General features: G+C 38.6%; 23 protein-coding genes and 1 pseudogene. 15 read left to right on the top strand and 9 right to left on the bottom strand.

The window, feature by feature from the left end; genetic code table 11:
- Nucleotides 1–31 precede the first annotated feature (31 nt).
- Both odhB and lpdA read left to right on the top strand, forming a co-directional pair.
- Complete coding sequence (gene odhB / locus ACMFKV_RS00525; protein WP_413154217.1) at nucleotides 32–1,246, top strand: 2-oxoglutarate dehydrogenase complex dihydrolipoyllysine-residue succinyltransferase; 1,215 nt, start codon at nucleotides 32–34, stop codon at nucleotides 1,244–1,246.
- A gap of 32 nt (nucleotides 1,247–1,278) precedes the next feature.
- Nucleotides 1,279–2,685: a dihydrolipoyl dehydrogenase gene (gene lpdA / locus ACMFKV_RS00520; protein WP_413154216.1), complete on the top strand. Its 1,407-nt coding sequence runs from the start codon at nucleotides 1,279–1,281 to the stop codon at nucleotides 2,683–2,685.
- A 175-nt stretch (nucleotides 2,686–2,860) separates the two neighbouring features.
- Here the strand turns inward: lpdA and ACMFKV_RS00515 are convergent, their stop codons facing one another.
- Both ACMFKV_RS00515 and ACMFKV_RS00510 read right to left on the bottom strand, forming a co-directional pair.
- Entirely contained in the window at nucleotides 2,861–4,099 is a 1,239-nt protein-coding gene (locus ACMFKV_RS00515; protein ID WP_336287586.1) for a saccharopine dehydrogenase family protein, read from the bottom strand.
- A 60-nt stretch (nucleotides 4,100–4,159) separates the two neighbouring features.
- Nucleotides 4,160–5,257 (bottom strand): carboxynorspermidine decarboxylase, encoded by a 1,098-nt coding sequence (locus ACMFKV_RS00510; protein WP_336287585.1) that lies wholly within the window; start codon nucleotides 5,255–5,257, stop codon nucleotides 4,160–4,162.
- Between the two features lie 168 nt (nucleotides 5,258–5,425).
- On the opposite strand from ACMFKV_RS00510, the gene ACMFKV_RS00505 reads away from it, so the two are divergent.
- The 7 genes from ACMFKV_RS00505 (at nucleotide 5,426) to mnhG (ending at nucleotide 12,179) form a co-directional block, all read left to right on the top strand.
- The gene (locus ACMFKV_RS00505) at nucleotides 5,426–5,902 is read left to right on the top strand and encodes a BA14K family protein (protein WP_336287584.1); all 477 of its coding nucleotides are present in this window, start codon (nucleotides 5,426–5,428) and stop codon (nucleotides 5,900–5,902) included.
- 207 nt (nucleotides 5,903–6,109) lie between these two features.
- Nucleotides 6,110–9,031: a monovalent cation/H+ antiporter subunit A gene (locus ACMFKV_RS00500; RefSeq protein WP_413154214.1), complete on the top strand. Its 2,922-nt coding sequence runs from the start codon at nucleotides 6,110–6,112 to the stop codon at nucleotides 9,029–9,031.
- Nucleotides 9,031–9,372, top strand: coding sequence for a Na+/H+ antiporter subunit C (locus ACMFKV_RS00495; protein ID WP_336287582.1), 342 nt, complete (start codon nucleotides 9,031–9,033; stop codon nucleotides 9,370–9,372). Before ACMFKV_RS00500 ends, ACMFKV_RS00495 begins: the two co-directional genes overlap by 1 nt.
- The gene (locus ACMFKV_RS00490; protein WP_413154213.1) at nucleotides 9,372–10,994 is read left to right on the top strand and encodes a monovalent cation/H+ antiporter subunit D; all 1,623 of its coding nucleotides are present in this window, start codon (nucleotides 9,372–9,374) and stop codon (nucleotides 10,992–10,994) included. Before ACMFKV_RS00495 ends, ACMFKV_RS00490 begins: the two co-directional genes overlap by 1 nt.
- A complete protein-coding gene (locus ACMFKV_RS00485) occupies nucleotides 10,991–11,473 on the top strand; it encodes a Na+/H+ antiporter subunit E (RefSeq protein ID WP_336287580.1) in 483 nt (160 codons plus the stop codon). The genes ACMFKV_RS00490 and ACMFKV_RS00485 overlap by 4 nt, the downstream gene beginning before the upstream one ends.
- Nucleotides 11,473–11,754 (top strand): K+/H+ antiporter subunit F, encoded by a 282-nt coding sequence (locus tag ACMFKV_RS00480; protein ID WP_332059991.1) that lies wholly within the window; start codon nucleotides 11,473–11,475, stop codon nucleotides 11,752–11,754. Before ACMFKV_RS00485 ends, ACMFKV_RS00480 begins: the two co-directional genes overlap by 1 nt.
- Nucleotides 11,751–12,179, top strand: coding sequence for a monovalent cation/H(+) antiporter subunit G (mnhG, locus tag ACMFKV_RS00475; protein WP_336287579.1), 429 nt, complete (start codon nucleotides 11,751–11,753; stop codon nucleotides 12,177–12,179). The genes ACMFKV_RS00480 and mnhG overlap by 4 nt, the downstream gene beginning before the upstream one ends.
- Before the next feature lie 16 nt (nucleotides 12,180–12,195).
- Here the strand turns inward: mnhG and ACMFKV_RS00470 are convergent, their stop codons facing one another.
- From ACMFKV_RS00470 to ACMFKV_RS00455, 4 genes are all read right to left on the bottom strand, one after another.
- Nucleotides 12,196–12,588 (bottom strand): MliC family protein, encoded by a 393-nt coding sequence (locus tag ACMFKV_RS00470; RefSeq protein WP_413154212.1) that lies wholly within the window; start codon nucleotides 12,586–12,588, stop codon nucleotides 12,196–12,198.
- Between the two features lie 18 nt (nucleotides 12,589–12,606).
- Nucleotides 12,607–13,002, bottom strand: coding sequence for an MliC family protein (locus tag ACMFKV_RS00465; RefSeq protein ID WP_336287577.1), 396 nt, complete (start codon nucleotides 13,000–13,002; stop codon nucleotides 12,607–12,609).
- A 418-nt stretch (nucleotides 13,003–13,420) separates the two neighbouring features.
- On the bottom strand, nucleotides 13,421–14,539 hold the full coding sequence (aroB, locus tag ACMFKV_RS00460; RefSeq protein ID WP_336287576.1) for a 3-dehydroquinate synthase: 1,119 nt from the start codon (nucleotides 14,537–14,539) through the stop codon (nucleotides 13,421–13,423).
- Nucleotides 14,514–15,146 (bottom strand): shikimate kinase, encoded by a 633-nt coding sequence (locus tag ACMFKV_RS00455; protein ID WP_336287575.1) that lies wholly within the window; start codon nucleotides 15,144–15,146, stop codon nucleotides 14,514–14,516. The genes aroB and ACMFKV_RS00455 overlap by 26 nt, the downstream gene beginning before the upstream one ends.
- Nucleotides 15,147–15,403: 257 nt before the next feature.
- Here ACMFKV_RS00455 and ACMFKV_RS00450 point away from each other — a divergent pair, with 257 nt between their 5' ends.
- The 3 genes from ACMFKV_RS00450 to ACMFKV_RS00440 all read left to right on the top strand — a co-directional run bounded on the left by ACMFKV_RS00450 (nucleotide 15,404) and on the right by ACMFKV_RS00440 (nucleotide 18,151).
- On the top strand, nucleotides 15,404–16,342 hold the full coding sequence (locus ACMFKV_RS00450) for a site-specific tyrosine recombinase XerD (RefSeq protein WP_336287574.1): 939 nt from the start codon (nucleotides 15,404–15,406) through the stop codon (nucleotides 16,340–16,342).
- Between the two features lie 82 nt (nucleotides 16,343–16,424).
- Nucleotides 16,425–17,381: an acetyl-CoA carboxylase carboxyltransferase subunit alpha gene (locus ACMFKV_RS00445; RefSeq protein ID WP_336287573.1), complete on the top strand. Its 957-nt coding sequence runs from the start codon at nucleotides 16,425–16,427 to the stop codon at nucleotides 17,379–17,381.
- A gap of 41 nt (nucleotides 17,382–17,422) precedes the next feature.
- A complete protein-coding gene (locus ACMFKV_RS00440) occupies nucleotides 17,423–18,151 on the top strand; it encodes a murein L,D-transpeptidase family protein (protein WP_336287572.1) in 729 nt (242 codons plus the stop codon).
- 217 nt (nucleotides 18,152–18,368) lie between these two features.
- Here the strand turns inward: ACMFKV_RS00440 and ACMFKV_RS00435 are convergent, their stop codons facing one another.
- The 3 genes from ACMFKV_RS00435 to ACMFKV_RS00425 form a co-directional block, all read right to left on the bottom strand.
- On the bottom strand, nucleotides 18,369–19,436 hold the full coding sequence (locus tag ACMFKV_RS00435; RefSeq protein WP_413154363.1) for a CobW family GTP-binding protein: 1,068 nt from the start codon (nucleotides 19,434–19,436) through the stop codon (nucleotides 18,369–18,371).
- Between the two features lie 19 nt (nucleotides 19,437–19,455).
- Nucleotides 19,456–20,532, bottom strand: coding sequence for a D-alanyl-D-alanine carboxypeptidase family protein (locus tag ACMFKV_RS00430; protein WP_336287571.1), 1,077 nt, complete (start codon nucleotides 20,530–20,532; stop codon nucleotides 19,456–19,458).
- Nucleotides 20,533–20,645: 113 nt separating this feature from the next.
- Nucleotides 20,646–21,428 (bottom strand): lysophospholipid acyltransferase family protein, encoded by a 783-nt coding sequence (locus ACMFKV_RS00425; RefSeq protein ID WP_336287570.1) that lies wholly within the window; start codon nucleotides 21,426–21,428, stop codon nucleotides 20,646–20,648.
- 120 nt (nucleotides 21,429–21,548) lie between these two features.
- Here ACMFKV_RS00425 and thiD point away from each other — a divergent pair, with 120 nt between their 5' ends.
- The 3 genes and pseudogenes from thiD to ACMFKV_RS00410 all read left to right on the top strand — a co-directional run.
- Nucleotides 21,549–22,412 carry a bifunctional hydroxymethylpyrimidine kinase/phosphomethylpyrimidine kinase gene (gene thiD / locus ACMFKV_RS00420; protein WP_413154210.1) on the top strand — a complete coding sequence of 288 codons (864 nt, stop codon included), beginning with the start codon at nucleotides 21,549–21,551 and terminating at the stop codon, nucleotides 22,410–22,412.
- Nucleotides 22,413–23,796: 1,384 nt separating this feature from the next.
- Nucleotides 23,797–23,955, top strand: a complete 159-nt coding sequence (locus ACMFKV_RS00415; RefSeq protein ID WP_413154209.1) for a hypothetical protein — start codon at nucleotides 23,797–23,799, stop codon at nucleotides 23,953–23,955.
- Nucleotides 23,956–25,157: 1,202 nt separating this feature from the next.
- Nucleotides 25,158–26,439 (top strand): annotated as a pseudogene (locus tag ACMFKV_RS00410) (hypothetical protein); the annotation flags it as partial.

Here is a 26,439-nt window from a genome sequence, read left to right as displayed (position 1 = left end):
TTATTACTACTCTGACGTATGGAAAAATATTATGGCTACTGAAATTCGTGTTCCTACTTTGGGCGAATCGGTTACTGAGGCAACAGTTGGCAAATGGTTTAAAAAAATTGGTGAAACTGTAGCTGTGGATGAACCTTTGGTTGAATTAGAAACTGATAAGGTAACAGTTGAGGTTCCTTCACCTGTTGCAGGAAAATTATCTGAGATCATTGCAAAGGAAGGTGATACAGTTGAAGTAAATGCTCTCTTAGGAGCTTTGGAGGCTGGAGCTGTCGGTGTTTCTCAATCGCCTTCCACTTCTGCTACGTCTGTTCCAACTGCGGTATCTGGATTAGAGCACTCTTCGTCAAGCAGTACAATGCCTCCTGCACCTTCAGCAGCAAAATTGATGGCTGAGAATAATATTGAAAAAAGTGATATTTCAGGTTCTGGAAAGCGTGGACAAATTCTCAAAGAAAATGTTCTTGGTATGTTAGCACAAGGAACAAAAGCTTCTGTTGATTCTGCTTCTGCTTCTTCTGTCTCCTCGGCAGCACCTGTTCGTGAAATGCGTGAAGAGCGGGTTCGTATGACGAAATTGCGTCAAACAATTGCGCGTCGTCTTAAAGATGCACAAAATACAGCGGCAATGTTAACTACATTTAATGAAGTTGATATGTCTGCAGTGATGGATTTACGCAAACGTTATAAGGATCTTTTTGAAAAGAAACACGGTGTTAAGCTTGGTTTCATGGGATTTTTTACTAAGGCTGTTTGCCATGCATTAAAAGAGCTTCCTGCTGTTAATGCAGAAATTGACGGAACAGATATTATTTACAAAAATTATGTCAATGCTGGAATTGCTGTTGGAACTGATAAAGGTCTTGTTGTCCCTGTGGTTCGTAGTGCAGATCAGATGTCACTTGCGGAAATTGAAAAGGAAATTGGTCGCTTAGGGCGTCTTGCTCGTGATGGGAAATTAGCAGTTTCTGATATGCAAGGTGGAACTTTCACTATTACCAATGGGGGTGTTTATGGGTCATTGATGTCAACACCAATTTTGAATGCACCACAATCTGGTATCTTGGGAATGCACGCAATTAAAGAACGGGCAATGGTTGTTGGGGGGCAAATTGTAATCCGCCCCATGATGTATTTGGCACTTTCTTACGATCACCGTATTGTAGATGGACAGGAAGCTGTGACTTTCCTTGTGCGTGTTAAGGAAAGTTTAGAAGATCCAGAACGCCTTGTTCTTGACTTGTAAAAGTGCAGTTTTCAGGATGAAAGGAAAAGTGGATGTCTTATGATGTGGTTGTGATTGGGGCAGGTCCAGGTGGGTATGTAGCAGCAATTAAAGCAGCACAACTGGGGCTTAAAACAGCGATCATTGAAAAGCGTGTGACATTAGGTGGTACATGCCTTAATGTCGGTTGCATTCCCTCTAAAGCATTATTGTATGCTTCAGAGGTATTTGCTGAAACACAGCATGGTTTTGAAACGCTTGGCATTTCTATTTCAAAGCCTAAACTTAACCTTGAACAAATGATGATGCATAAAAAAACTGTTGTAACAGCCAATACAAGTGGCATTTCTTTTTTGATGAAAAAAAATAAAGTTGACACTTTTTTTGGTACAGCAAAAATTTTAAGTGCAGGTCAAATTGAAGTTACCCTCAAAGATGGTAGCCAACAAACGATTGCAACCAAAAATATTGTTATTGCTACGGGTTCAGAGAGTTCGGGTATTCCAGGTGTCAATGTTGCAATTGATGAAAAGGTTATTGTGTCGTCTACAGGAGCACTGGCACTTGAAAAAGTACCAACGCGCATGATTGTTGTGGGTGCTGGTGTTATTGGTTCAGAACTTGGTTCAGTTTGGAGCCGTTTAGGTGCTAAAGTAACTGTTGTTGAATATCTTGATAAAGTTTTAGGATCGATGGATGGTGAAGTTTCACGGCAGTTTCAAAAATTAATGGAAAAACAGGGCATCGAATATAAAATGGGTGCAAAGGTAACAGCTGTAACGCAGTCTGGTTCAACTGCGCAGGTGACTTTTGAAACTGTCAAGGGTGGTGCATCTGAAACTTTAGAAGCTGATATTATATTAATTGCTACTGGACGTGCTCCGTATACGGAAGGGCTCGGTTTGGTAGAGGCTGGTATTCAATTGGATGAGCGTGGCTTTATTGCAATCAATACGCATTGGCAGACAAATATTCCAGGAATTTATGCGATCGGTGATGTCGTTAAAGGACCAATGTTAGCGCATAAGGCTGAGGAAGAAGGTGTTGCTGTGGCTGAGATTTTGGCAGGTCAAAAAGGGCACGTTAATTTTGATGTTATTCCTAGCGTTGTTTATACACAGCCAGAAATTGCCAGTGTTGGCAAAACAGAAGAAGAGCTTAAAGCTGCTGGAATTGATTATAATATTGGAAAATTTCCTTTTATGGCTAATGGTCGTGCACGTGCGATGCAAAAAAGTGATGGGTTTGTTAAAATCCTTGCTGATAAAAAGACCGATCGAATTTTGGGTGGACATATTCTTGGGTTTGGTGCTGGTGAAATGATTCATGAGATTGCAGTTTTAATGGAATTTGGTGGTTCATCAGAAGATCTGGGGCGTTGTTGTCATGCGCATCCTACTTTGTCAGAAGCAGTGCGAGAAGCTGCTTTAGCAACATTTGCTAAACCACTTCATATCTAGAGAAGTTTTTAAAAGGATTCATGGTACTTCTTGAAGAAGCATGGGGTGCCTTTTATTTTTACAGTTTAATGGATTTATGTATTTTTGAAAAAACCGCCCTTTTGAGAGGCGGTTTTTTTTGCATCCCTTATTGAGATGATTTTCCTGTGTTTTTCATCTTATAGAAAGAACAAATTTAAAACTGTAATTTTTTATCTTCTTGTTGTTCTCTGATACAGGTAGAAAGACCCATGTGATTAAGATATTGCAGGAAGGGGCGCGGTGGTAATTCTTCTACATTAACCATGGTCTTAACATCCCATTTTTCAGTAGCAATAAGGATGGCTGCTGCTGCTGCTGGGACGCCAGCTGTATAAGAAATGCCTTGTGCACCAGTTTCATTAAAGGCTTGTTTATGGTCAGCTATATTGTAGATAAACATTTCTCTTGGTTTACCATCTTTTTCGCCTTTAATAAGATCTCCAATACAGGTTTTTCCTGTATAGTCAGGTGCTAAAGAAGCTGGATCAGGCAACACAGCTTTCACAACCTTCAAAGGGACAACCTCTTGACCTTCTGCTGTTTTAATGGGTTGTTCGGATAAAAGTCCAAGGTTTTTCAGGACGGTGAAAACAGTAATATAGCGTTCACCAAATCCCATCCAAAAGCGAATATTTTGAACATCAAGATTTTTAGATAATGAATGAATTTCATCATGTCCTGTCATATAAGCTTTTTGTTTTCCAACTACGGGTAGATCCCATTCATGGCTAACTTCAAACATTTGATTGGAAGTCCATTTTTTATTTTGCCAAGACCACACCTGTCCTGTAAATTCTCGAAAATTAATTTCTGGATCAAAATTGGTGGCAAACCAACGACCGTGACTTCCAGCATTAATATCAATAATATCAATGTCAGTGATTGTGTCGAAATAATCATCGCGCGCTAATGCAGCATAAGCATTAACAACACCAGGATCAAAGCCTGCTCCTAAAATGGCAGTTATACCAGCTTTTTCACATTCTTGACGTCGGAGCCATTCATAATTGCCATACCAAGGAGGTGTTTCACAAATTTTTAAAGGGTCTTCATGAATAGCGGTATCAATATAAGCACACTTAGTTTCAATACAAGCTGAAAGAACAGACATATTAAGAAAAGGGGAGCCAACATTGATAACAATTTCGCATTTTGTTTGTTGGATGAGCTTTACAGTTTCTACAACATTCATTGCATTGAGTGCATGGCTTTGAAGAACACCCTTCACTTTCATTGTTTTTTTGTCGTTAATAGATGCAAGAATCGCTTCACACTTTTGGAGTGTCCGTGAAGCGATATGAATATCACCCAAAATATCGTTGTTTTGGGCGCATTTGTGCGCAACAACCTGTGCAACACCTCCAGCACCAATAATGAGAACATTTTTCTTCATTTTGAGGTTATCTCCCTATTAATATTGCCGTATGATGATTTTTTTTGTGTATCATTTGAGTTATGAAAGGCTCTTTTGATAATCATCATAGTTAAATTGACGCTGAATTGTTAGAGCTCCACTACATTCTTTGATGACAATGGCAGGCATTGCAACGCCATTAAACCAGTTTTTCTTCACCATTGTATAGCCTGCAGCATCTTGGAAAGATAATCTATCCCCTATTTTCAAGGGAGTGGGAAACTGAAATGTTCCAAAAATATCACCAGCAAGACAAGATTTTCCACAAACCATAATTTCATGAGAGCCTTGATTGGGTTCTAATTTGGCATTTTCGCGATAAATTAAAAGATCAAGCATATGCGCTTCTATTGAGCTATCAACAATGGCAAGTTTTTTTTCATTATATAACGTATCAAGAACACTTACTTCTAGTGTGGTGCTGTTGGTAATGGCAGCCTCTCCTGGTTCTAGGAAAATAGTGACGCCATGGGTTTTTGAAAAATGTTTTAAACGTTTTGCAAAAGTTTCTAAAGGATAATTTTCAGCCGTAAAATGGATGCCGCCACCAAGGCTTATCCAGTCAACTGCAGCGAAAAGCTCTGAAAATTGTTCTTCCATGTGATTGAGCATTTGATTAAAAAGATCAAAATCAGCATTTTCACAATTATTGTGGATCATTAAACCATTGATGAGAGGCAAAATTTCTTTAATAGCGTCTTTATTGGTTTCACCTAAGCGACTGAAAGGGCGAGAAGGATTTGCGAGATCAAAATTCGATGCGCTGATCCTTGGATTTAATCTTAAGCCTCGTTGAATGGTTTTTGTCGCGTGGGAAAAACGCTGAAGCTGCTGGATTGAATTAAAAATAATTTTATCTGCATAGCTACAGGCTTCATCAATTTCATTGTCTGCCCAAGCAACGGAATAGGCATGGGCTTCTTTGCCAAATTTTTCTCTTCCCAAACGCAGTTCATAAAGGGACGATGATGTGGTTCCATCCATATACTCAGACATAAAATCAAAAAGACTCCATGTGGCAAAGCATTTCAAAGCCAGCAAAATTTTTGCTCCCGACATTTCTCGTAGGCGGGCGATGATTTCCATATTCCTTATGAGCTTAGATTTATCGATAAGATAATAGGGAGTTTTAATCATTGTTTATCCATTCTTTTTTGAAGGATCTTATTCTTAAGATTAACGTTTAGTACATGGAGTAACAGCTTGTCTCAAGCGAAAAAATCCTAAAGGAGAATCTATTTTCGTTAAACGAGGGAGAGGTTGTTTGTAATTTAATTGTAATTCAGCTGTTGTGAGATTTGTGTTATGCTTGTGACGAAGAATTTGTATTATGTTTTGGTTATTTTGCTTATTGGAAATGTTTTCATGATAATAACCAATATTACTGGTTTTGCAAAAAGAAATGATACTGAAGTTAAGGTATCTCATCAATCTTCTATCCAAGAAAATTTGCTTCCTTTGACCGTTACGGGGCGTAGAGAGCTTAATGGTTTTAAAGGATATCGTCATTATCGTCGTGGTTATCGTAGATATAGTGATGATTGGTGGTATCCTGAAATGGCGTTTGTTACATTTCCACATTCAGATGCAAAGCATGTGTCACGAAAAGCAGCAGCAGCTTTTAAAAAAAGGGCAGTTTCAGAGGAAAGAAAGCCATGGATGCTTAAACAACATATTAAATCTTGTATGGCACGTTATCGGTCTTACAATAAAAATGACAATAGTTATCAGCCTTTTCATGGTCCTCGAAAGCAGTGTTTTTCTAGCGTTTTTAAAGGGTAAAAAATGTTAAAGATAAAAATCTTTTAGGCACTTTATGTGATATAAGTTTTTCTTCACACAATGATTATGGTATGAGAATTTTACATATTTTTAAGTTTTATTAAATCTTATTATGGTACATAAAAAACTGGAAAGATGGTAATGATGATAATATAGAGCTTTCATTTTGTTGATGACAGAATGTTAAGACAGGGCGGAGTTTAAAGAATGGCAACATGGGAAGCAATGTTGATATTGCTGGTTTTGCTTCCCTTTAGTGGAAGTATTGTTGTTGGTTTTTTTCGTTCGACAGCAAAAAATAATGAAGCGTGGTTTGCGGGGATTGTTGCCCTTATCAGTTTTCTTTTCACAATGATGCTTTATCCAGCGGTTCGTGGAAACCGTGTGCTGCGTTTGGATATTGCTTGGCTTCCAGAATGGGGAAGTAATTTGATCCTCCGTATGGATGGTTTGTCGTGGCTTTTTTGTCTTTTAATTACAGGGATTGGATTGCTTGTTGTTGTCTATGCGCGTTATTATATGGATCCAGCAGATTCTGTCCCGCGTTTTTTTTCCTTTTTTCTTGCCTTTATGGGATCAATGACAGGAATAGTCTTGTCAGGTAATCTTATCTTTTTAGTTATTTTCTGGGAACTCACCAGTATTTTTTCTTTTTTGTTGATCGGCTATTGGTATCATAATGCGAGTGCGCGTGAGGGTGCGCGTATGGCGCTAACGATTACAGGTTTTGGTGGTTTTGCTCTTTTTATTGGAGTTTTGTTAATTGGCTATATCGTTGGCAGTTTTGATTTGGATGAAGTCTTGCAGTCTGGGGAGATGATCCGATCGAGTCCTCTTTATAATCCTGTTCTTATTTGTATTTTGTTGGGGGGATTAACAAAGAGTGCACAATTTCCGTTTCATTTTTGGCTGCCCAATGCAATGGCTGCTCCAACACCTGTATCATCTTATTTGCATTCGGCAACAATGGTGAAAGCAGGATTGTTCTTACTTGTTCGTTTATGGCCAGTTTTATCTGGGACAGAATCTTGGTTTTGGCTGGTTGGTTTTTCTGGTCTCTCAACACTCCTTCTCGGCGCTTATTTTTCCATGTTTCAGCAAGACTTGAAAGGGTTGCTTGCGCATTCAACCATTAGTCATCTTGGATTGGTTACGACGCTTTTGAGTCTTGGTAGCCCATCTGCGTGTGTTGCGGCAATTTTTCATATGGCTAATCACGCTACTTTTAAGGCTTCTTTATTTATGGCTGCTGGTATTATTGACCATGAAACAGGGACACGCGATATGCGTAAGTTGACGGGACTTTTTCGCTTTATGCCTATTACAGGAACTTTAGCTTTAGTGGCAAGTGCAGCAATGGCTGGTGTCCCTTTGCTGAATGGCTTTTTGTCAAAAGAAATGTTTTTTGCTGAGGCGGTTGAAACGCATATGGAATCATGGCTAGATTGGGTTGCACCTTATGTGGCAACGCTGGCAAGCTTATTTAGTGTGACCTATTCTGTACGCTTTATTCACGGTGTCTTTTTAGGTCCAAAACCTGTAAATTTACCCAAAACTCCACATGAGCCACCACATTTTATGCGTCTTCCAATAGAGCTTTTAGTGTTTATTTGTTTGGCAGTTGGTATTTTACCCAATTTAACAATAGGAACCATTTTGGATAATGCAGTTGTGTCTGTTTTAGGACCAACGACATCTCCTTATAATTTAGCTGTTTGGCATGGCATTAATACTCCATTAATTATGAGTTTTATTGCTTTATCAGGAGGTGTATTGCTCTATGTTGTAGCGCATCGTTATTTTTTATCATGTGATGATGGAGCTCCCTTTTTTCGTCATTTGAAGGGATCACGCATTTTTGAACAAATTCTCGTAATTATTTCTTGGAAATGGGCACGTGCGGTGGAATCTTTTTTATCAACACGCCATTTGCAAACACAATTGCATTGTATTTTTTGGGTATGTTTTGCATTTGTTAGTCTTTTACTTTGGTATGATGGTTTAATTTTAGCAGGTTCGTTACCGCTTTTTCCGCTTGATATTCCTTTTCTTACTTTATGGTTGGTTGGCGGAGTGTGTGCGCTTTTAGTCGCTTGGCAAGCAAAATTTCACCGTTTTGCGTCATTAATGCTGTTGGGGGGGGCTGGTTTGATGACTTGCGCGACCTTTTTATGGCTTTCTGCGCCTGATTTAGCTATAACACAATTGGTCGTTGAAGTTGTGACGACGGTCTTATTACTCCTTGGATTGCGGTGGTTGCCTAAGCGTTTGTATGATTCCACTTCAAAGTCTGTTCATTTTTTAGTGCGTTTGCGTCGTGCTCGTGATTTCGTTATAGCGCTCGTAGGGGGAACGAGCATAGCATGGCTCTCTTTTGCGGTGATGACGCGCCCTCAAGGTAAAACAATTTCTGAATTTTTTCTAACGCATGCTTACTCTGATGCTGGTGGTCGCAATGTTGTAAATGTGCTGTTAGTTGATTTTCGTGGTTTTGATACAATGGGAGAGGTTGTCGTTTTAGGTGGTGTTTCTCTCACTGTTTTTGCTCTTTTACGGCGGTTTCGTCCTGCTCCAGAGAGTATTGATGCGCCTTCTCAACAACGGATTCAGGCAATCTTTGATACAACACGACCTGATCGAAATGTAGGAGATACAGTCTTGGATTATTTAGCTGTGCCTGCTGTTATTATGTGTTGGCTCTTTCCAGTTATTATCGCTTTTGCTGTTTATTTATTTATGCGGGGACATGACCTTCCAGGAGGTGGATTTGCTGGTGGTGTGACTTTAGCGATAGGATTCATTTTGCAATATCTTGCACGCGATATTCGGTGGGTGGAGAATCATCTGAGAGTTTTGCCTTTGCGTTGGATAGGCTTTGGTTTATTGTTATCAGTAATAACGGGAGTGGGATCTTGGTTCTTTGAGTATCCTTTTTTAACATCCTTTTTTCAATATATTAACATTCCGTTCCTTGGAAATATGCCTATAGCATCTGCTTTTTTATTTGATTTTGGTGTGTTTTCTTTAGTTTTGGGAGCAACTGTTCTTATTTTAATAGCACTTGCACATCAATCAATCCGCAGTTATCGAATCGGCAAAAGACCGAATGCAAAAGAGAAGGAAAATTAATGGAGATTATTCTTTCGCTGGGTATCGGTGTTCTTGTTGGATCAGGTATTTGGTTGCTTTTGCGTCCACGAACTTTTCAAGTTATTCTCGGTTTGTCTTTGATTTCTTATGGGGTCAATCTTTTTATATTTGCAATGGGTAGACCGCGCAGTAATGCTGCACCGATTGTTAATCCTTCTACTGTGATCAATCCAGCTAATTACGTTGATCCTCTCCCACAAGCGTTGGTTTTGACAGCGATTGTGATTGGTTTTGCAACGACAGCTTTATTTTTGGTCATTCTTTTGGTTTCACGCGGTTTAACTGGCTCAGATCACGTTGATGGACGCGAGGTGCAGTAATGGAAATAGAGGTGCATCATCTCCTCGTTTTGCCTATTCTTGTGCCATTAATTACTGGAGCGATCCTTCTTTTCTATGATGAACGTCGTTCAAAATTAAAATCATTGATAAGTCTTTTTTCAGCAGGATTGTCGGTTGTTATTGCTATTTTATTGATTATGCGTGCGCTTGAAGTAGCGCCATCTTCCAATGTTTACCGGCTTGGCAATTGGTTTCCTCCCTTTGGAATTGTTTTGGTTCTTGATCGTTTAAGCGCTATGATGCTTTTACTTTCTAGCTTGTTGATTACTGCTGCGCTGGTTTTTGCGCGGGCGCATTGGTATAAAGCTGGTTCACATTTTCAATCATTAATGCAATTTTTCATGGTGGGGATAAATGGCGCTTTTTTAACAGGCGATTTATTCAATTTATTTGTATTTTTTGAAGTGATGTTAACAGCTTCTTATGGGCTTGCTTTGCATGGTTTAGGTCAATTGCGTGTGCGTGCAGGGTTGCATTATGTAGCGGTTAACCTTGTTGCTTCACTGTTTTTTTTAATCGGTACGGCTCTTATTTACGGAATTGTTGGCACTCTTAATATGGCTGATTTAGCGATTAAAATAAAATATATAGCTTCTGCAGATATTGTCTTATTTGAAATAGGTATTGCACTTTTAGGTGTTGCTTTTTTACTCAAAGCAGGTATGTGGCCGCTTAATTTTTGGTTGATGCCGACTTATAGTGCAGCTGTAGCACCCGTTGGAGCTGTTTTTGCGCTTTTGAGCAAGGTGGGTATTTATATTATTTTACGTTTAACATTGTTATGGTTTGGTTCTGAAAGCGGATCTTTGAACAATTTTGGTCATACAATTTTATTTTATGGTGGACTTGCCACTATGACCTTTGGTTTCATTGGAGTTTTAGCTAGCCAAGTTTTAGTGCGTCTGGCAGCTTATAGCGTTCTTGTATCTTCTGGCACATTGTTAACAGCGATTGGGATGGGCAATGCAACATTGATAGCAGGTGTACTCTTTTATATTGTTTCTTCAACTTTAGCATTAGGTGCTTTTTTTCTTTTAGTGGAGTTGGTTGAACGCAACCAAGATGTGGCTGCAAATGTTTTGGCTGTCACAATGGAAGTATATGGTGATGATGAAGAGGAAGAGGAAGAGGAAGTTGGTACCTATTTTCCCGTGACTTTAGCGATTCTTGGAGCTTGTTTTTGTATGTGTGCCATTTTAATTATTGGATTGCCTCCTTTTTCTGGTTTTGTTGCTAAATTTATGATGTTTATGGCAGTTTTTAATCACAGTAAAAGAGAGCTTTCTACTTCTATACCTATGTTCCGTGATTGGCTTTTTGTGATTTTTGTTACCATATCTGGTTTTGCAGCTCTGATTGCTATGACACGAACTGGTATCCGAACTTTTTGGGTTTCACTTGAAGAGAAAGTTCCGCGTGTGCAAGTGATAGAATTTGCACCTATTGCTGTTCTCCTTGCGTTATGTTTTTTTATGACAATTTTCGCTGGTCCTATGAGCCATTATATGTCTGAAACTGCTAAGGATTTGCATGAGCCTCAAAACTATATTGGGAGTGTTTTAACAGATTTTTCTCCAAAAAATAGAGAGATGAATCGATGAGTTATTTTTTTCCTTATCCTTTTTTGAGTGGTGCAATTGCCTTTATGTGGCTAATCTTAAACGGTTTTAGTCTAGGGCAATTGCTTTTAGGGGTTATAATTGCTTTATTTGGTGGTTGGATGATGCGGCTTCTTGAGCCAGAAACGGTCACTATTAAAAACTGGAGTGCGGTCTTTCGTCTCATTTTTCGGGTGTTTATAGATTCTATAATCTCAAATATTTCAGTAGCTTGGTTTGTTTTAACAAAGGGGTCTCGAGGGCAGCAGTCTGGTTTTATTGTGGTGCCGCTTTTGCTTAAAAGTCGCACTGCTTTGGCTGTTTTAGCATGTATTCTCTCGGTAACTCCAGGAACTGTTTGGGTCGCTTATAGTAGCAAAAATGGTGAGCTTTTGATTCATGTATTAAATTTTAAAAATGGATATGATTATCAACGGTTGATTAAACAACGATACGAGCAATTACTTTTGGAGATTTTTTAATGAGTATGGTGATCCTTTATTGGGGACTGTTTTTCTCACAGGTTTTTTTAAGCTTGGCAATGTTTCTTGCTTTGTTTCGGTTGATTCGTGGTCCACGTGCGCAAGATCGGATTATTGGTTTGGATGCTCTTTATATTATTACGATTCTTCTGTTTCTTACGTTCGATATTCGTTCAGGAACAACCATTTACTTTGTAGCAGCTCTCATTATTGGACTTTTGGGTTCTGTTTCAAGTATCGCTTTAGCAAAATTTCTAATGCGTGGGGAAATCATTGAATGAAGGAGGATGTATCGCTTGCGGCTGCTATTATTGTTACTGTTTTTTTAATATTAGGCTCAGGTCTCACATTGATTGGAACAATAGGATTGTTGCGCTTTTCTAGTTTTTATGAGCGTTTGCATATGCCTTCAGTGAGTACGAGTTGGGGGACTGGCAGTATCCTCATTGCATCATTTCTTTATTCAATGTTCGTGGATCAGCGTTTTGTTTTTCATGAAATATTGCTGATGATTTTTTTATTTGTGACAGCGCCAGTAGCTTCTATGCTGCTGTCACAGGCGGCAGCTTATCGACACCATACAGAAGAACACTCAGAAACAGAAGAATACTCAGAAAAACCGCTGGCTCTTTTATTGCATAAGGAGGAAGAACAATTGTCCGTTTCAGAAGAAACATCATGCAATGAAAGCCAGAGCGGTTTTTGATGTACAATAGCCTTTTTTACTTTTTTTTCTCTTCTTCTACACAGTGAATTGGCTTTTCTTCTTTTGGATCATTAATAAGATCATAAACGAGAACTTCATTTTTCGTTGTCCACCAAATATACTGGGCTCCCACATATTTTGCTCCCGAAGCAGCAATGACATTAGAACCAATAATTCGCTTACCGTCCCATTTAAAATCAACTAATGCAACATTGCCAGCATTGAGATAGATTGCCTCAACACGCTGTGTACTTTTTCCCATGTTGCACTGATAGGCAACAGTTTGAGTTGTTGGCTCTAGGTCATCTGGTACATCGATGACTAAAGTGCTAGCAAATGCGCTGATTGAGCCAAAGAGTAATAGACTTAAAGCAGCAAAAAATTGTAAAATACAAGAAGTTTTTTTCATAATATTTCCTTGATTTGTTTAGAATAATAACGTTGATTCTTCTTTACAGAGGAGGGGGTTCTTTTCTTCTGGGTCATGCACAAGATCATAAAGTATGGCTTCTGTGCTGGTTTTCCACAAAATATATTGTGCTCCTGCGTATTTTTTTCCTGTGGGGGTGGTTACATGGGCAGCTATGACGCGATCACCTTTCCATTTGAAATCGGCTAATGAGATATCGCCAGCATTGAAATAGCTGATTTCAATGCGCTCTTTGTTTGCTTTTGTGTCGCATTGATAAGTAAGGTTTTGCGTTATTGGTTCTGGATTATCTGGTACCTCAAGGATTAAAGAGCCAGCAAAGGTACTGGTTAAGTTGAAGAATGATAGATTTAAAGTGGCAAAAAATCCTAAAATATGTAGAGCTTTTCTCATAATGCTTCCTTATTAAGCAAAAGAATAATGTGACCGATGTGATGGTGTCTACGGCAGGATTCGAACCTGCGACCCCAGGATTCATACCACTTCGATTTTCACCGCCAGTTTTATAGACTGTTTGTGGTCTGGACTGTCTCTTCACCTTGAAGCTTGTACTTTTTAGGCGCTGCCCGTTCAGTCTCTACACCTTCCTCTCGTTTGAAGAGAGGCTTGGCTCGGGATTGGCATATAGTTTCCCATGAAGCTTTCCCCGAATTTGAGCAGATCCACTTTGAGGATTTCTCCTTAAGGCGCCCAATTTCTTTAGGAATCCTGTGCTCTATCCTACTGAGCTACGCAGACACAATCGCACCTATCTTTAGCGGAAGTATAGGAACGAATCAATTATATTCAATATGAATTAACCAATTTTCGCTTATTTTTGTTTTAGAAAAGTCAAAACTGCATCTGATGAAACATTTTTCGCAATAAATGATTGACCAAGTCCATGTGTTAAGATGAAAGTCAAACTGTTTTGCGAAACTTTTTTATCTTGAGCAATAAAAGCCATTAATTTTTCAGCATCTGGTAGAGTACCAGGGATATCTTGGAGTTGTGTAGGCAATCCTACAGCTTTGAGATGTGTTTCGATGCGCTGTGAGAGTGTGGAGCTTGTTAAGTTCAATTGCGCAGAGAATTGGTGGGCTAAAACCATTCCAATTGCTACAGCTTCACCATGGATTAAACGGTTTGAGTCATAGGCAGTTGCTGCTTCAAGCATGTGTCCAAATGTGTGTCCAAGGTTTAATAATGCACGTTCGCCTTTTTCATATTCATCACGTGCGACAATGTCGGCTTTAAATTGGCATGAGCGGACAATGGCTTCGGTTCGTATTGCGCTATTGGAAAAGACTTCTTGCCCGTTTTTTTCAAGCCATTCAAAAAAGTCAGGTTGATTAATGAGACCATATTTGACTATTTCCGCATAGCCAGCGCGAAACTCACGTAATGGTAACGTATCAAGGATGCAAGTATCAGAAATAACGCATTGTGGCTGATGAAAAGTACCAATAAGATTTTTACCATATTGACTATTGATCCCAGTTTTTCCACCAACAGAGGAATCAATTTGTGCAAGAAGCGTTGTGGGTATCTGAATGAAGTTCATGCCTCGGCGTATGATACTTGCGGCAAATCCTCCAAGATCTCCAATGACGCCACCACCAAAAGCTATAACACAGTCACCTCTCTCTAAACGTGCAGCTAAAATTTTATCAATAACAGTTTGCAGGGTTGAAAATGATTTTGATTGCTCTCCTGCTTCTACGACAATTGTAACAGTATGGATTTTATTTTTTGTTAACTCTTCCTGTAGTGTGTCCAGATGGAGAGAAGCAACATTTGTATCTGTAACAATAGCCAAGCGCATCTGATGAAGAGCTTTTTGGTTAAGAGAGTACTTTATTTGTGAAGCAGCTTGTGTAATCAGACCTGAGCCAATGATGATATCGTAACAGTGTTTGTCTAGTTTAACAGTGACGGTCTTGGCTTGCATGCTTGTTATTCCTATAGTTTTTTTCTGTGTACAAGTATTGTTGTACAGACCGTATGACATTTTGAGCTACGGTATGACGGTTTTTTTTATGACTGTTAATTGTTAAGTTTGCTTTTGCATAGATAGGATAGCGTTGTTCCATAAGTTTTTGCATGATTTCTTTAGGGTTTTCTGTTTGAAGGAGTGGGCGCGTTTGGTTCCGTGAAACACGTTTCATGAGGGTATTAAGATCTGCTTTGAGCCATATGGATATCCCATTTTCATGAATGTTTTTTCGAATCTCTTCATTTATGTAGGCACCGCCACCTGTGGCTAAAACAAGAGGACTTTTTTGTATGAGGTTTAGAATAATACGCTGTTCAAAAGCACGAAACTCTGATTCACCATGAATTTTAAACAGTTCAGAAATTGTCATTTGTGCAGCTTTTTCAATTTCCTTATCAGAATCATAAAAGGGTAAATTGAGCATGGTAGAGACATGTTTTCCGATCACTGATTTGCCCGCTCCCATAAGACCAACAAATACAAGTGCTCGCTTTTCAAGAGACGATAAGATTTGATTTTTTATTTGCGTCATTGGGATATGTTGAAGTTGTTTGCTTTTCATTATTTTATTTCGGTATTTATCTGCGTGAAAGTCAATTCCTGTTAATCTTTATAAGGCATGATAGGAGAGTAAAGTATTTTAAGGGTAGTGTATTGTTTTATGCCAACATTGACCAGATTTTTGATGATTTTTTTCATTTTGCTTGTTGTTCTTTTCACTATAATGGTTTCTCTCGTGGTTTGGGTTGAGCCAACAACAGTGGATATGTATATCGATATTCCTCTGGATTCATTGAGTTTTTCTTCGGAAGTGAATCAATGAAAAGTGATATTGTGATAGATCGTTTTCTTGAAATGATGAGTGCTGAACGAGGGGCTGCTGCCCATACACTTGAAGCTTATCAGTGTGATTTGCAGTGGGCACAAGATAATTTATCTGCGCATTCTGTTTCGCTTTTTTCAGCACAAAAAGAAGATTTAATTGGTCTTTTGTCGTTCATGCATACTCTTGGTTTTACCGCGTCTTCGCAGGCACGCCGTCTATCGACTTTGCGTCAATTTTATCAATTTTTATATGCAGAGGGGTTGAGAGTAGATGATCCCTCTCATGGTATTGATGCACCTCGTCAAGGGCGTCCTTTACCGAAAATCATAAGTGAGGATGCAGTAGCAAAATTGCTTGATTTGGCGCAGTTGGAAGTCAATCAAGCAGATTATGGGTCTAAGGACTATTTCCACGCATTGCGTCTTCAGCTGTTGATTGAAATGCTTTATGCAACAGGGCTACGCATTAGTGAATTGGTGAGTCTCCCAGTGCAGGCTGTTCGAGGAAAGGAGTCTTGTATTTTGGTTCGTGGTAAGGGCAAAAAAGAACGGATGGTGCTCTTATCAAAAAAGGCACGCCAAGTCCTTTCGCAGTGGTTAATATTGCGCGATCAGGGAAAAGATGCGGAAAGCCTTTATCTTTTTCCTGCTCGTTCTCAGACAGGATATGTTGCTCGTCAGATTGTTGCGCAGGCATTGAAAAGTCTTGCTAGAAGAGCTGGGATAAACAGTGATAGCTTTTCTCCTCATGTATTGCGTCATGCTTTTGCTAGCCATCTTTTGCAAAATGGTGCTGATTTGCGTGCAGTTCAGCATTTGTTAGGGCATTCTGATATTTCTACTACTCAAATTTACACGCATGTGTTGGAATCAGGGCTTTATCGTTTGGTTAATGAGCATCATCCACTTGCTGATGAGCGAGAGGCTGGGTAAAAAGAGGGTAATATTTTGGAAAATGCTTTATAAAGAAAATTAATTATTGAGTATGTAAGTTATACCAAGTAAGTTGGGTGCAATGTATAATTATCTTGATTTTGAAAAACCAGTTGCTGACCTTGAGGGGCAGATTCTTGAATTAAAAAAGATTTCTCAAGAAGAAAACAGTCTTGATATGAGTGATGAGATCGCGCGTCTTGAAATGCGTGCTCAAACAGCGTTACGTGATCTTTATAAAAAATTATCACCGTGGCAAAAAACACAAGTGGCTCGCCATCCTGATCGTCCCCACTTTATGGATTATTCTGCACGATTATTGAGTGATGTTACACCTTTGGCAGGTGATCGTAAATTTGCTGAAGATGAAGCGATTCAAGCAGGCTTTGCACGCTTTAAAGGTGAAGCAGTTGCGTATATAGGTCAAGAAAAGGGGCATGATACGCAAACACGTTTACGCTATAATTTTGGCTCTGCACGTCCAGAAGGGTATCGTAAAGCGGCACGTATCATGGAAATGGCTGATCGTTTTGGTTTGCCATTGCTGACTTTTGTGGACACAGCAGGCGCCTACCCTGGTGTGAGTGCTGAAGAGCGTGGGCAGGCAGAAGCAATTGCTCAATCAACGGCAGCGACTTTGCGCTTAAAAGTTCCTGTTGTTTCAGTTATTATCGGAGAAGGTGGTTCAGGGGGGGCGATAGCAATTGCTGCAGCCAACAAAGTGTATATGTTAGAACACTCAATTTACTCTGTTATTTCACCAGAAGGAGCAGCTTCTATTTTATGGCACGATTCAACTCGCGCGAAAGATGCTGCAATGAATATGCACATTACTGCCCAAAATTTGTACCAATTAAAGATTATTGACGGCATTATTCCAGAACCTTTAGGAGGAGCACATAGAGGAAAAGAGGATACGGTTGATGCAGCAGGCAATATTATCTCAGCTGCTTTAAAGTCTATGGCTGGGAAAAGTGGTGAAATTATCAGACAAGAGCGTTGGGAGAAATATCTTCAAATTGGCCGATCCCTAGCATAATACATTTTTTGCGAGAGATTAGGAGATTGGAGTTTTATTTGATGATATTAAACAGATTTTTCGCAATATGTATTTTGTTTGCGATTGGAACATTGACAGCGTGTGAAGTAAGATTACCAGTTTCTGTTCAGGATAAAATTGAGCAGCCACTCCCGCAAGACGTTCAAGATAGAATGATTTTGTACAATGTTGATCAATATGCTCCGATTATGATGCGGTTTTTTAAGGAAGAAAATTTTGCAGAAATTTGGAAGCAGAACCGTAGAGGGATCTTTGTGCTTATCGCTCGCTATGGCATTTGCAAATGGTCAGGTCAGCTTGGACCTAAATATAGGGAGGGAGATCGTCAAACGCCAGAAGGTTTTTATACTATTAGTGCAGACCAAATGAATCCTTATTCAAAATATTATCTTTCCTTTAATATAGGGTTTCCTAACCTTTATGACCAAGTGCATGGTCGCACAGGAAGTCATCTTATGGTTCATGGTTCTTGCAGTTCTATGGGATGTTATGCCATGAGTGATAAAAATATGGCACAGATTTATGCTTTTGCGCGGGACGCTTTTAGAGGGGGACAGAGAGAATTTCAGTTCCACGCTTTCCCTTTCCGCATGACTGCTGCCAATATGGAACGTCATCGTGCTAGCCCACATTATCAGTTTTGGGTAATGCTAAAGGAAGGTTACGATTTCTTTGAATTGAAGCGTACCCCTCCAAAAATTTCTGTTGATAATAAAAAACGTTATATTTTTAGTCATGATGCTAACTAAGAAAGTTTCAGCTTCTGTAGTGCCGTGAGTGTAATTTTATCGTAAAGATAGAGGTTTCTTTATTTCTTTGAGAATATTTTCTTCTTTTTATAAAAGGGGATGGGTGCGTTTGGCGTTTATGCTATCATCGTAGAAGAGCGTGTTTGGAAATCTGCCATAACATATATGTTTGTTATGTTTGTCAAAAATTTTTACTCATTAAAAATTTGAGGAAAAATTAAAATTTCATCCCTGGAATAGTCAGGGGATTCTCCAATAAAGCGGTTTTATCTGCAGTATCTATTGCTGGTTTGTTTAAAAAAGCATCAAAGAGCTTTTGTATCGCTTCTTTCTCAACTCCATCGGCAATGATGACAAAGCGAGTTTGTGTGATTCCTTTTGGCCATGCTGAAAGCCTTATTGGTGGATGAAAAAATGTTTGTACGCCGTGCAATACAAATGGTCGATGCGGGTCATCACGCAATGCGATAATTGCTTTGATACGTAGTAATTTTGCGCCATAAAGGTTTTTTAGGGTATCTAAAAAAGCTTCTATCGTTGCATAATCAATAGGTTCATCACAGTCTAGTGAAAAGGTACGAATGGTTCTATGGTGAATGTGATCGTGTGGGGCAGTGGTAAGCCATTGTTTAAGTGCAGCATTTTTTCCTTTGTCATCTGATAATGTTTTATTGATTAATACACTTGATAAGCATTGATCAGAATGCGCATCGATGATTTGCGCTGTAGGATTAATCGCTTTGAGTGCACTGATGAGTGTGCCAGAGAGCATTTTTTTGTCAGAGAGATCTGTTTTTGTGAGGATAATTTTGTCAGCGAATGCTAATTGTTTTTGTATTTCAGGATAACGTTCAAGTATGGAAAGTGTGCTTAATGTGTCAAATGTTGCAATAACAACATCAATGGACAATGTTTGAATTAAGGTAGGATGGCTCAAAATAGCTTGTAAAATAGGAGCAGGATCAGCCAAGCCTGTTGTTTCAATAATAATGCGATTGAGTTGTTTTAGGTGTCCTTTATGAATGCGATCAATCAAATCAATCAATGTATCAATGAGATCACTACGCAAATTGCAACACAAGCAACCATTGGCAAGTTCGATGATCCCTTCAGTCGTTTTTTTAACGAGAAGATGATCAATACTCACTTCACCAAATTCATTGATGATGACAGCACTATCTGCCAAAAGAGGATCTCGCAGCATTCGGTTGAGAAAAGTTGTTTTTCCAGAACCTAAAAATCCCGTAATAAGAGCAATAGGAATGCGCGTTGTTTTTATATTCATCATTAATTTATACGGTTTTCTATCTTCGTGGCAGGGGAGGGGGGACTGGTTTGGGACGTGGTAGCGGTTTTGCTTTGATTTTATGTGTTTGTGGCGCGCTAATAAGTCGTACTGGTAAAGGAAGAATGGAAGAAGGTGAATCAGTGATTAAAGGTGAAGTAAGGATAATATTTCCTTTATTATCATAAGAATCCACATTTATTTTTGTGGCTTCAGGAGTGCATGTGTGTATCCTCATATCGGTTGCTTGTGCCATTTTTGTCCCATAGGGCTCTAGTGTTGCTAATGTTAACTGGAGCGATCCTTGGTGTGAGAAGCCTGTGTCAAGAAGCTGGGCAGCTTTTTTTTCTCTTGCACTGATGTTATGAGATCCTAAAACAACAGCAATAATTGTGCGTTGATTGCGGGTTGCTGAAGCAACAAGATTAAAGCCAGAAGCACAAATAAATCCTGTTTTCATGCCATCTATTCCATCAAAACGACCAATGAGATTGTTGGAATTAGGCTGAATCTTCCGTTTATCACCAAAATCAATGGCTGGAATGGAAAAATAATGAGCATATTGGGGAAATTCCCGACGAATTTGAACTGCTAAAAGAGCAATATCACGTGCTGTGGAATAATTGTGTGGATTAAATAATCCACTTGCATTAGCAAAATGGGTTCCAAACATGCCTAAGCGCTGAGCTTCAGCATTCATTTGTTGTACAAAAGCTTCTTGTGAACCAGCAACAGCTTCACTCATGGCAATAGCCAAATCATTGGTAGATTTAACCATAGTAATCGTTAAAGCGGTATCGAGTGTCAAAATGGAACCCGCTTTATAACCTGAACGGTAAGCGGGAGCTTTTGCTGCATATTCACTGATGACAACGTGTTTATTGGGTGAAATTTCTCCTGTGCTCATGGCGCGAAAAATGACATATGCGGTCATTAATTTTGTTAAAGAGGCAGGATACCAACGCTCAAAGGCTTGATTGTGTTCTAAGATACGTCCAGTTGCAACGTCAACAGAGATAAAGGGATGAGCGAGAGTAAGGGTGCTCATCAAACTTAATATGAAAGACAAAAACAAGTTATAGAATAGTTGCCGCATTAAGAAAATCCAATGACTTTTTACCAGATATTTAGAATTATTTTAATGTAGCATACAATGATTTTAAGTCTATGCAAGAGAGGACAAGTGGTTAATTAAAAACGCGTTTATTTTCAATGATGATCGAGTGTTTGTAGTTTTTTCATTGTAGAGGGAGGCAGAGGGGGAGGAGTGGAGTCTTGAGCTGCTAGTAAGAGCAGTTCATCACAAGCTTTTTCCGTTTTTTGTATCAATTGATCTAGGAAATCACGTTTATTTAATCCAGCTTCTATGGGAGGAAGAATACGAACACGAATTGTTCCCGGATAGCGGCGAAAATTATTGCGTGGCCAATATAAACCAGCATTGTGGGCGATGGGAACAACAGGAAGCTTCAATTCATTATAGAGGGCAACAATCCCTGGTTTGTAGTCTGGTTGTTGACCAGGGAGGCGACGTGTCCCTTCGGGAAAGATTAAAATCTGACGTCCTTGTTTTACTTTTTGTTTTGCCTTTTGTATTATGGTTTTAAGGGATTTAACAGGGGTTGTGCGATTGATTGGAATAATTTGCGTTTTTGCCATATACCAGCCGAAAAGGGGAATCCAAGTAAGTTCACGTTTTAAAATGAGAACGGGATCATCGAGGTGGGGTACAAGGCTAAAGGTTTCCCATGCAGATTGATGTTTTGGAGCGATGATGTAAGCTCCATTTGGTAAATTTTCTATGCCTTCAATTTCATAATTGGTACCAGCAATATATTTTTGTAAAAATAATGTAACGCGTGCCCATGTTTTAGGTACAATCCATGCTTTTTTGCGTGGCATGAGAAAATAGAAGGGTGCATAAAGTATCATTTGAACAAGGGTTGTTGTATAAAAAGCGAATGTAAAAAGAAGAGAACGAAAGACAAGCACTGTATTTTTCCGTTTCGTATCTGAAAAAAGAAACCAATGTATAATGCAATTTACATGAAAAACATACTTCAATTACATATTTTTCTTTTAGATATTTAAAAATGTTAAGAGACAGGATTCATGACATCACAGATTGGTAAAGATAAACTTTTTATTCCACGGATTTTATCTATCGCTGGAACAGATCCTTCTGGGGGAGCTGGAATGCAAGCAGATTTGAAGGCTTTTTCAGCAATGAAAACCTATGGCATGAGTGTGGTTACAGCTGTGGTTGCACAAAATACGCAAGGTGTACGCGCTTTTCACGCATTGGATGCGTCTTTTGTTGCCGATCAAATTGATTCGGTTTTTGAAGATATCCATGTTGATGCGGTTAAAGTTGGGATGGTAGCGAATGCTCAAATTGCTCAGATTATTGCAGAACGTTTAGCTTATTATAAGGTTCGTCTTATCGTTTTTGATCCCGTGATGGTGGCAAAAAGTGGTGATGTTCTTTTAAAATCTGATGCAATTGAAGTGATTCGTGACGTTCTTGTTCCTATGTCAACTTTGATCACGCCAAATTTGCCTGAAGCTGCTATATTATTGGGAAGTAAAGTGCAATGGTCGTTAAATGCTATGTACCAATATGGCAGACAGTTGTTAACACTTGGTTGTGGTGCAGTTTTATTGAAAGGTGGGCACTTAAACACTCTTGATCGCACGGAAGGGACCAACCACGACAGTTCTAGCCCAGATATTTATTGTGATTGTGAGGGTCTTGTAACGCTTGAAGCTCCCCGTTTCATAACTACCAATGATCATGGTACAGGTTGTACTCTTGCGGCTGCAATTGCGGCACTTTTACCGAAAGAATCTTTGGTTTGTGCAGTCAAAAGAGCAAAAGAGTATCTCAATAATACTTTAGCAACTTCAAATGTTTTGAAAGTGGGAAAAGGGCGCGGTCCAGTCCACCATTTTTGTGAATTATGGGATGAAAAATGAAGATGAAAAGGAGCAATCTTCAAAAAAACATATTGTTCAAGGAATTCAAGTTAGGTAACGCGCTAAAATGGTTGTAGTTTGACAGAGCGTTTTGTATTAAGCGGGAAAAAGTAGGATTAGAAAGAAAGTCATAGTAAGCTATTGTTTTTACGCATAATTTCTTTCATTAAATGGGTATATTGTCAAATAGAATTTTAATACCAAAAAAATCGAACAAAGAGTGAAGAAAGAGTGGAGTCAGCTTCAAAATCAACAAAATATCACTAAAAAAGCAAAAAGATTTTCACATTCATTTTTTATTTTCAATGGCTATTAAGCGGTATTTTGTATCTTTTCTAAATGTGTTTTTTCAACTTCAATTTGATGCTTTAAATGTAGTTTGAAAAGCAGCAAAGGCAGCTTCGACTTCTTCTCTATCATGGATGTTTTAAACAAGCTCTTGCAGCTTTCCATAAGGTTTCTGCCACTAACTCTGTTATATCCTTAGAGAACTTTATTTTGAATCACGATAGATCGTATAAGAGCTACGTGTTCAAGCGTTTTCATGAAATTAAATTAAAGAAAATAGCTGACAGTTTAAAACTTGCCGCTTTTGCTTTTGTCATGTCCGTAAATATTTCATCTTTGCCAATTATAAGCCAGCTTAATAACATCACAGATGTTTTTTAAGTTAAGTCAGTTGCATAATAATTACAGATAGTACTTTCGACGAATATTAGGAAAAGATGATCGGCAAACTGTTGCACTCTGTGAATCCTAGGATGTGTCGTATTTCATGCAACCGTTTTGCCAGTTCGATTTTAAGTTTTTTTTCAGGTTGTACCCAAAAAGTGCCCCAAACTCATATTTAAGGCTGAATAAATTATAAATATGAATCACATTATTACTACCCATTATTATAGGCAGTTACTGTATAATCTCACAAAAGACGGATATATAGCATCCATTTTAGCAGGAGAAAAAGTTATGACAATCACAAAAAAATAGGATTATCATATTATTTTAATCGAGCGATGACGTGTCAGAGTATGACCTTGGCAGAGCAAAAAAGTTTACCACATACCATTTTCCAGTATTCAACATATTTGTGGAAATAGCCAAACAAAAAACAAAATGCGCCATTGCTGACTTCAATTGATGTTGATAACAATGCCCATTGAAACAGAAAGTTCAGCCTGACTGATGACCAGTTCATTAAAGGCGATGTTCCTTACAAAGATTGCCCAAAATATAGTATATATGTGCTGTGATTGGGCAAATAATGTCCATTATATGGTAAGGGAAGATCAGCTCAAAATTGATACCACACAAATCGCTGATTTCTACATAACGGAAATTGATATTTTCAAGTGCTCCAATTTCCTGAGGTATGATCTACACAGTAATGATCGTTATTTCATCGCAACTGGTTTTGAAATTTGGAATGGTGTCTTTTGCCGCAATGACGAATGGATGGTGCACAGTTGGTGGTTGCAAAAAACAACTTGGTGTAGCTTTTAATCGTTTGCGAGCGCATCGTATTTTTGCTGCTACGAATAATTGAATTAATCTATTTGAGATTGCAAATACGGTATACAAAACAAAAAACTGGTTGTATTCGCTTAGCCACAGAAAATTAGCTGCGTAAGCTCTCGCTCAAATATTGTAATAATTACAATTTGATCTGTTACAAGGTATCGGCGCTGGTAACTATGAACAACATGGCTATTCATCAGATCATTGAGAATGAACGTTCACCACATGATTGATTCCATCAACTTTGAATGTGATTGCGTTAAGATACGGGATTTTATCGAAGAATATATTGTTGAGATTGGTTTGGACAAAATTTTCTAAATTTTAATTCATGAGCGAGTCACTATGCCGATTGAAACCGTTATGGTGTCTACATGGATGAATTTTCAAGAGTTCAGAGGAGATTCTATTTTAGATATTTGGCTTTAAGCTTAGTAGTAATTTTTTCAATAAGAAGCAATAAATTGAGAAGCTATACTGTACTTGCCAGACTTAAAGCGTCAAACGTCTCAAAAATCATCTGATTTTGGATTTATTTAAGTTGTTCTGTGAAGTTGATAGATTTAGCAGCTTGGGCTGCTCTTTTTTCATAATAAATGTGAAAGAGGGTTTTCTCAAACTGGTTAAATTTTTTGTGGTTACGTTGTTTGATGTGCAAATACCAACAATATCACTGGAACCATGATGATTGCAGCAGGTAAAATACATTAAGAGTATGGCGATGATGAGGATAATTGCTTCGTATTTCGCCCACGGTATTATAATTTAAACAATTCATAAATTTATGCTTATAGGGGCAGATATTATAAAATGCTTTTCTTAGTATTTTCTGGGAAATGTTTTTATAAATAACTGAAAAAATATTTTTATACTCTTGCCATTCTGCTTATCCGCTTTATTTGAAAGATAAAATTGCTCTTTAAGTAGGAGCAATGTTTGTATCAGGAGATAAATCGTTATGTTTTGGAATGGAGATTATACAGTATTTGTATTTTTAAAATTGTATGCTTTCCTTCATTTTTTAACTTGAATCCCTTCAATTAAAAGGGTTGGGGACTTTTATAGATTCAACGTCTTTTCAGAGATTTTAGGATGATGCTGTAATGGATGTCGGTATCAGGGAGGGGGATGTTTTGTCTTTATTTATTAGTTTTTCTGGTGCGCAAAGCAAGGAAGCGTAAGGGTTTTTGTGCGTTGTGATGATGTTGGGCTTAGGTGGAGAAAGTTCTTATGAAAAAATTATATTCAAACAATTTGGTTAAAGCGGTTGCGTTGGGAAGTACAATGGCTGCACTCTTATCGAGTGTCTCTCCTGTTTTTTCTGCAAATAATGCTATAACAGAACAAGCTATTCACAGCACAAGTAATCATAATGTGATTTATGCTAAAGATAGTAATGGCAGTCCCACTTTAAGTAATGATGATAATTATTGTGCTTTGACTGGTGATGGACTTACAAGTAGTGATGGTGGCTATATTGAGGTACTGACAGGCAATGGTGCTAATATTACGCCCGATATTTTTAGTATTTACGCTTTTGCAACTGATTGTAAATCTCCAGCAGTAGGAAATGATTTAAAAGTATTTAGTGTGAATGATGCACCCGCAAAAATTAGGAAAGCACGAGCTATATCGGGGGATTCAATTAGTATGGGTACTGATGCAAGTGCAAGTGGTAATTTGTCTATTGCTATAGGAAAAAGTGCAGAGGCAGCGAATGGTTACACTGTCGCTTTAGGGACAAGTGCAGTGGCGCAAAGTACTTCTTCTGTCGCTTTGGGGGGTAGTACAGCGGCACTGGGTTATGCTTCTGTCGCTTTAGGATATGGGGCGAATGCAAAGGCGGACTATGGGGTTGCTATAGGGGAAACATCAAAATCAGAGGGAAAATATGGGATTGCTATAGGCCATCTGGCAGAAGCTAAAAGTCAAGGTACTATTGCAATAGGTAGTACTGATCCTGAAGGTTACTCTACTGGTGATAATAGTATTGCACAAAGAAAAGCACTTGCGTTTGGTAAGGATGCAATTTCTATAGGTACCAATACTTATACTGATAAATTTCATGCAGTTGCTGTTGGTGCAAATGCACAGGTAACTGTTGAGGATGGTGTTGCTGTGGGTGGGGGATCTATCTCTAACACTGCCAAAAAAATTGCGGGTTATGATCCCTCCTTGAATAATTTGACAGCAAGTGAGGAACTTGCATGGAAAAGCACTGCAGGTGCATTTAGTGTTGGTGAGAATGGTAAAATGACACGGCAGATTATAGGTGTGGCAGCAGGGACTAACGACACCGATGCAGTAAATGTTGCACAGCTAAAAGCTGTAAGAAAATTAGCATTACAAGGAGGAGGAGGGGAATGGATACTTTCTGTTAATGGGGGAACTTCTAATGGGGGAACTTCAACAGCTGTTAAAGCGGGCAGTACAGTAGATTTTTCATCTGGAAGTAATAATAATATAAAGATTACGAAAAGCGAGGATAATGAAATCCTATTAGGGTTGAATG

This window comes from Bartonella propinqua, assembly GCF_047263965.1.
GTDB lineage: Bacteria > Pseudomonadota > Alphaproteobacteria > Rhizobiales > Rhizobiaceae > Bartonella.
This window is presented reverse-complemented; position numbering and strand designations above follow the sequence as displayed.

Excerpts from the sequence above, each read along its gene's own strand:
- ACMFKV_RS00415 (WP_413154209.1), top strand. The coding sequence starts at position 23,797 with ATGATCGTTATTTCATCGCAACTGGTTTTGAAATTTGGAATGGTGTCT.
- ACMFKV_RS00515 (WP_336287586.1), bottom strand. The coding sequence starts at position 4,099 with ATGAAGAAAAATGTTCTCATTATTGGTGCTGGAGGTGTTGCACAGGTT.
- odhB (WP_413154217.1), top strand. The coding sequence starts at position 32 with ATGGCTACTGAAATTCGTGTTCCTACTTTGGGCGAATCGGTTACTGAG.
- ACMFKV_RS00435 (WP_413154363.1), bottom strand. The coding sequence starts at position 19,436 with ATGAATATAAAAACAACGCGCATTCCTATTGCTCTTATTACGGGATTT.
- ACMFKV_RS00430 (WP_336287571.1), bottom strand. The coding sequence starts at position 20,532 with ATGCGGCAACTATTCTATAACTTGTTTTTGTCTTTCATATTAAGTTTG.
- mnhG (WP_336287579.1), top strand. The coding sequence starts at position 11,751 with ATGAAGGAGGATGTATCGCTTGCGGCTGCTATTATTGTTACTGTTTTT.
- ACMFKV_RS00500 (WP_413154214.1), top strand. The coding sequence starts at position 6,110 with ATGGCAACATGGGAAGCAATGTTGATATTGCTGGTTTTGCTTCCCTTT.
- ACMFKV_RS00480 (WP_332059991.1), top strand. The coding sequence starts at position 11,473 with ATGAGTATGGTGATCCTTTATTGGGGACTGTTTTTCTCACAGGTTTTT.
- ACMFKV_RS00440 (WP_336287572.1), top strand. The coding sequence starts at position 17,423 with ATGATATTAAACAGATTTTTCGCAATATGTATTTTGTTTGCGATTGGA.
- ACMFKV_RS00470 (WP_413154212.1), bottom strand. The coding sequence starts at position 12,588 with ATGAAAAAAACTTCTTGTATTTTACAATTTTTTGCTGCTTTAAGTCTA.
- ACMFKV_RS00510 (WP_336287585.1), bottom strand. The coding sequence starts at position 5,257 with ATGATTAAAACTCCCTATTATCTTATCGATAAATCTAAGCTCATAAGG.
- ACMFKV_RS00490 (WP_413154213.1), top strand. The coding sequence starts at position 9,372 with ATGGAAATAGAGGTGCATCATCTCCTCGTTTTGCCTATTCTTGTGCCA.
- ACMFKV_RS00505 (WP_336287584.1), top strand. The coding sequence starts at position 5,426 with ATGCTTGTGACGAAGAATTTGTATTATGTTTTGGTTATTTTGCTTATT.
- ACMFKV_RS00445 (WP_336287573.1), top strand. The coding sequence starts at position 16,425 with ATGTATAATTATCTTGATTTTGAAAAACCAGTTGCTGACCTTGAGGGG.
- ACMFKV_RS00485 (WP_336287580.1), top strand. The coding sequence starts at position 10,991 with ATGAGTTATTTTTTTCCTTATCCTTTTTTGAGTGGTGCAATTGCCTTT.
- thiD (WP_413154210.1), top strand. The coding sequence starts at position 21,549 with ATGACATCACAGATTGGTAAAGATAAACTTTTTATTCCACGGATTTTA.
- ACMFKV_RS00465 (WP_336287577.1), bottom strand. The coding sequence starts at position 13,002 with ATGAGAAAAGCTCTACATATTTTAGGATTTTTTGCCACTTTAAATCTA.
- ACMFKV_RS00455 (WP_336287575.1), bottom strand. The coding sequence starts at position 15,146 with ATGAAAAGCAAACAACTTCAACATATCCCAATGACGCAAATAAAAAAT.
- ACMFKV_RS00495 (WP_336287582.1), top strand. The coding sequence starts at position 9,031 with ATGGAGATTATTCTTTCGCTGGGTATCGGTGTTCTTGTTGGATCAGGT.
- ACMFKV_RS00450 (WP_336287574.1), top strand. The coding sequence starts at position 15,404 with ATGAAAAGTGATATTGTGATAGATCGTTTTCTTGAAATGATGAGTGCT.
- lpdA (WP_413154216.1), top strand. The coding sequence starts at position 1,279 with ATGTCTTATGATGTGGTTGTGATTGGGGCAGGTCCAGGTGGGTATGTA.
- aroB (WP_336287576.1), bottom strand. The coding sequence starts at position 14,539 with ATGCAAGCCAAGACCGTCACTGTTAAACTAGACAAACACTGTTACGAT.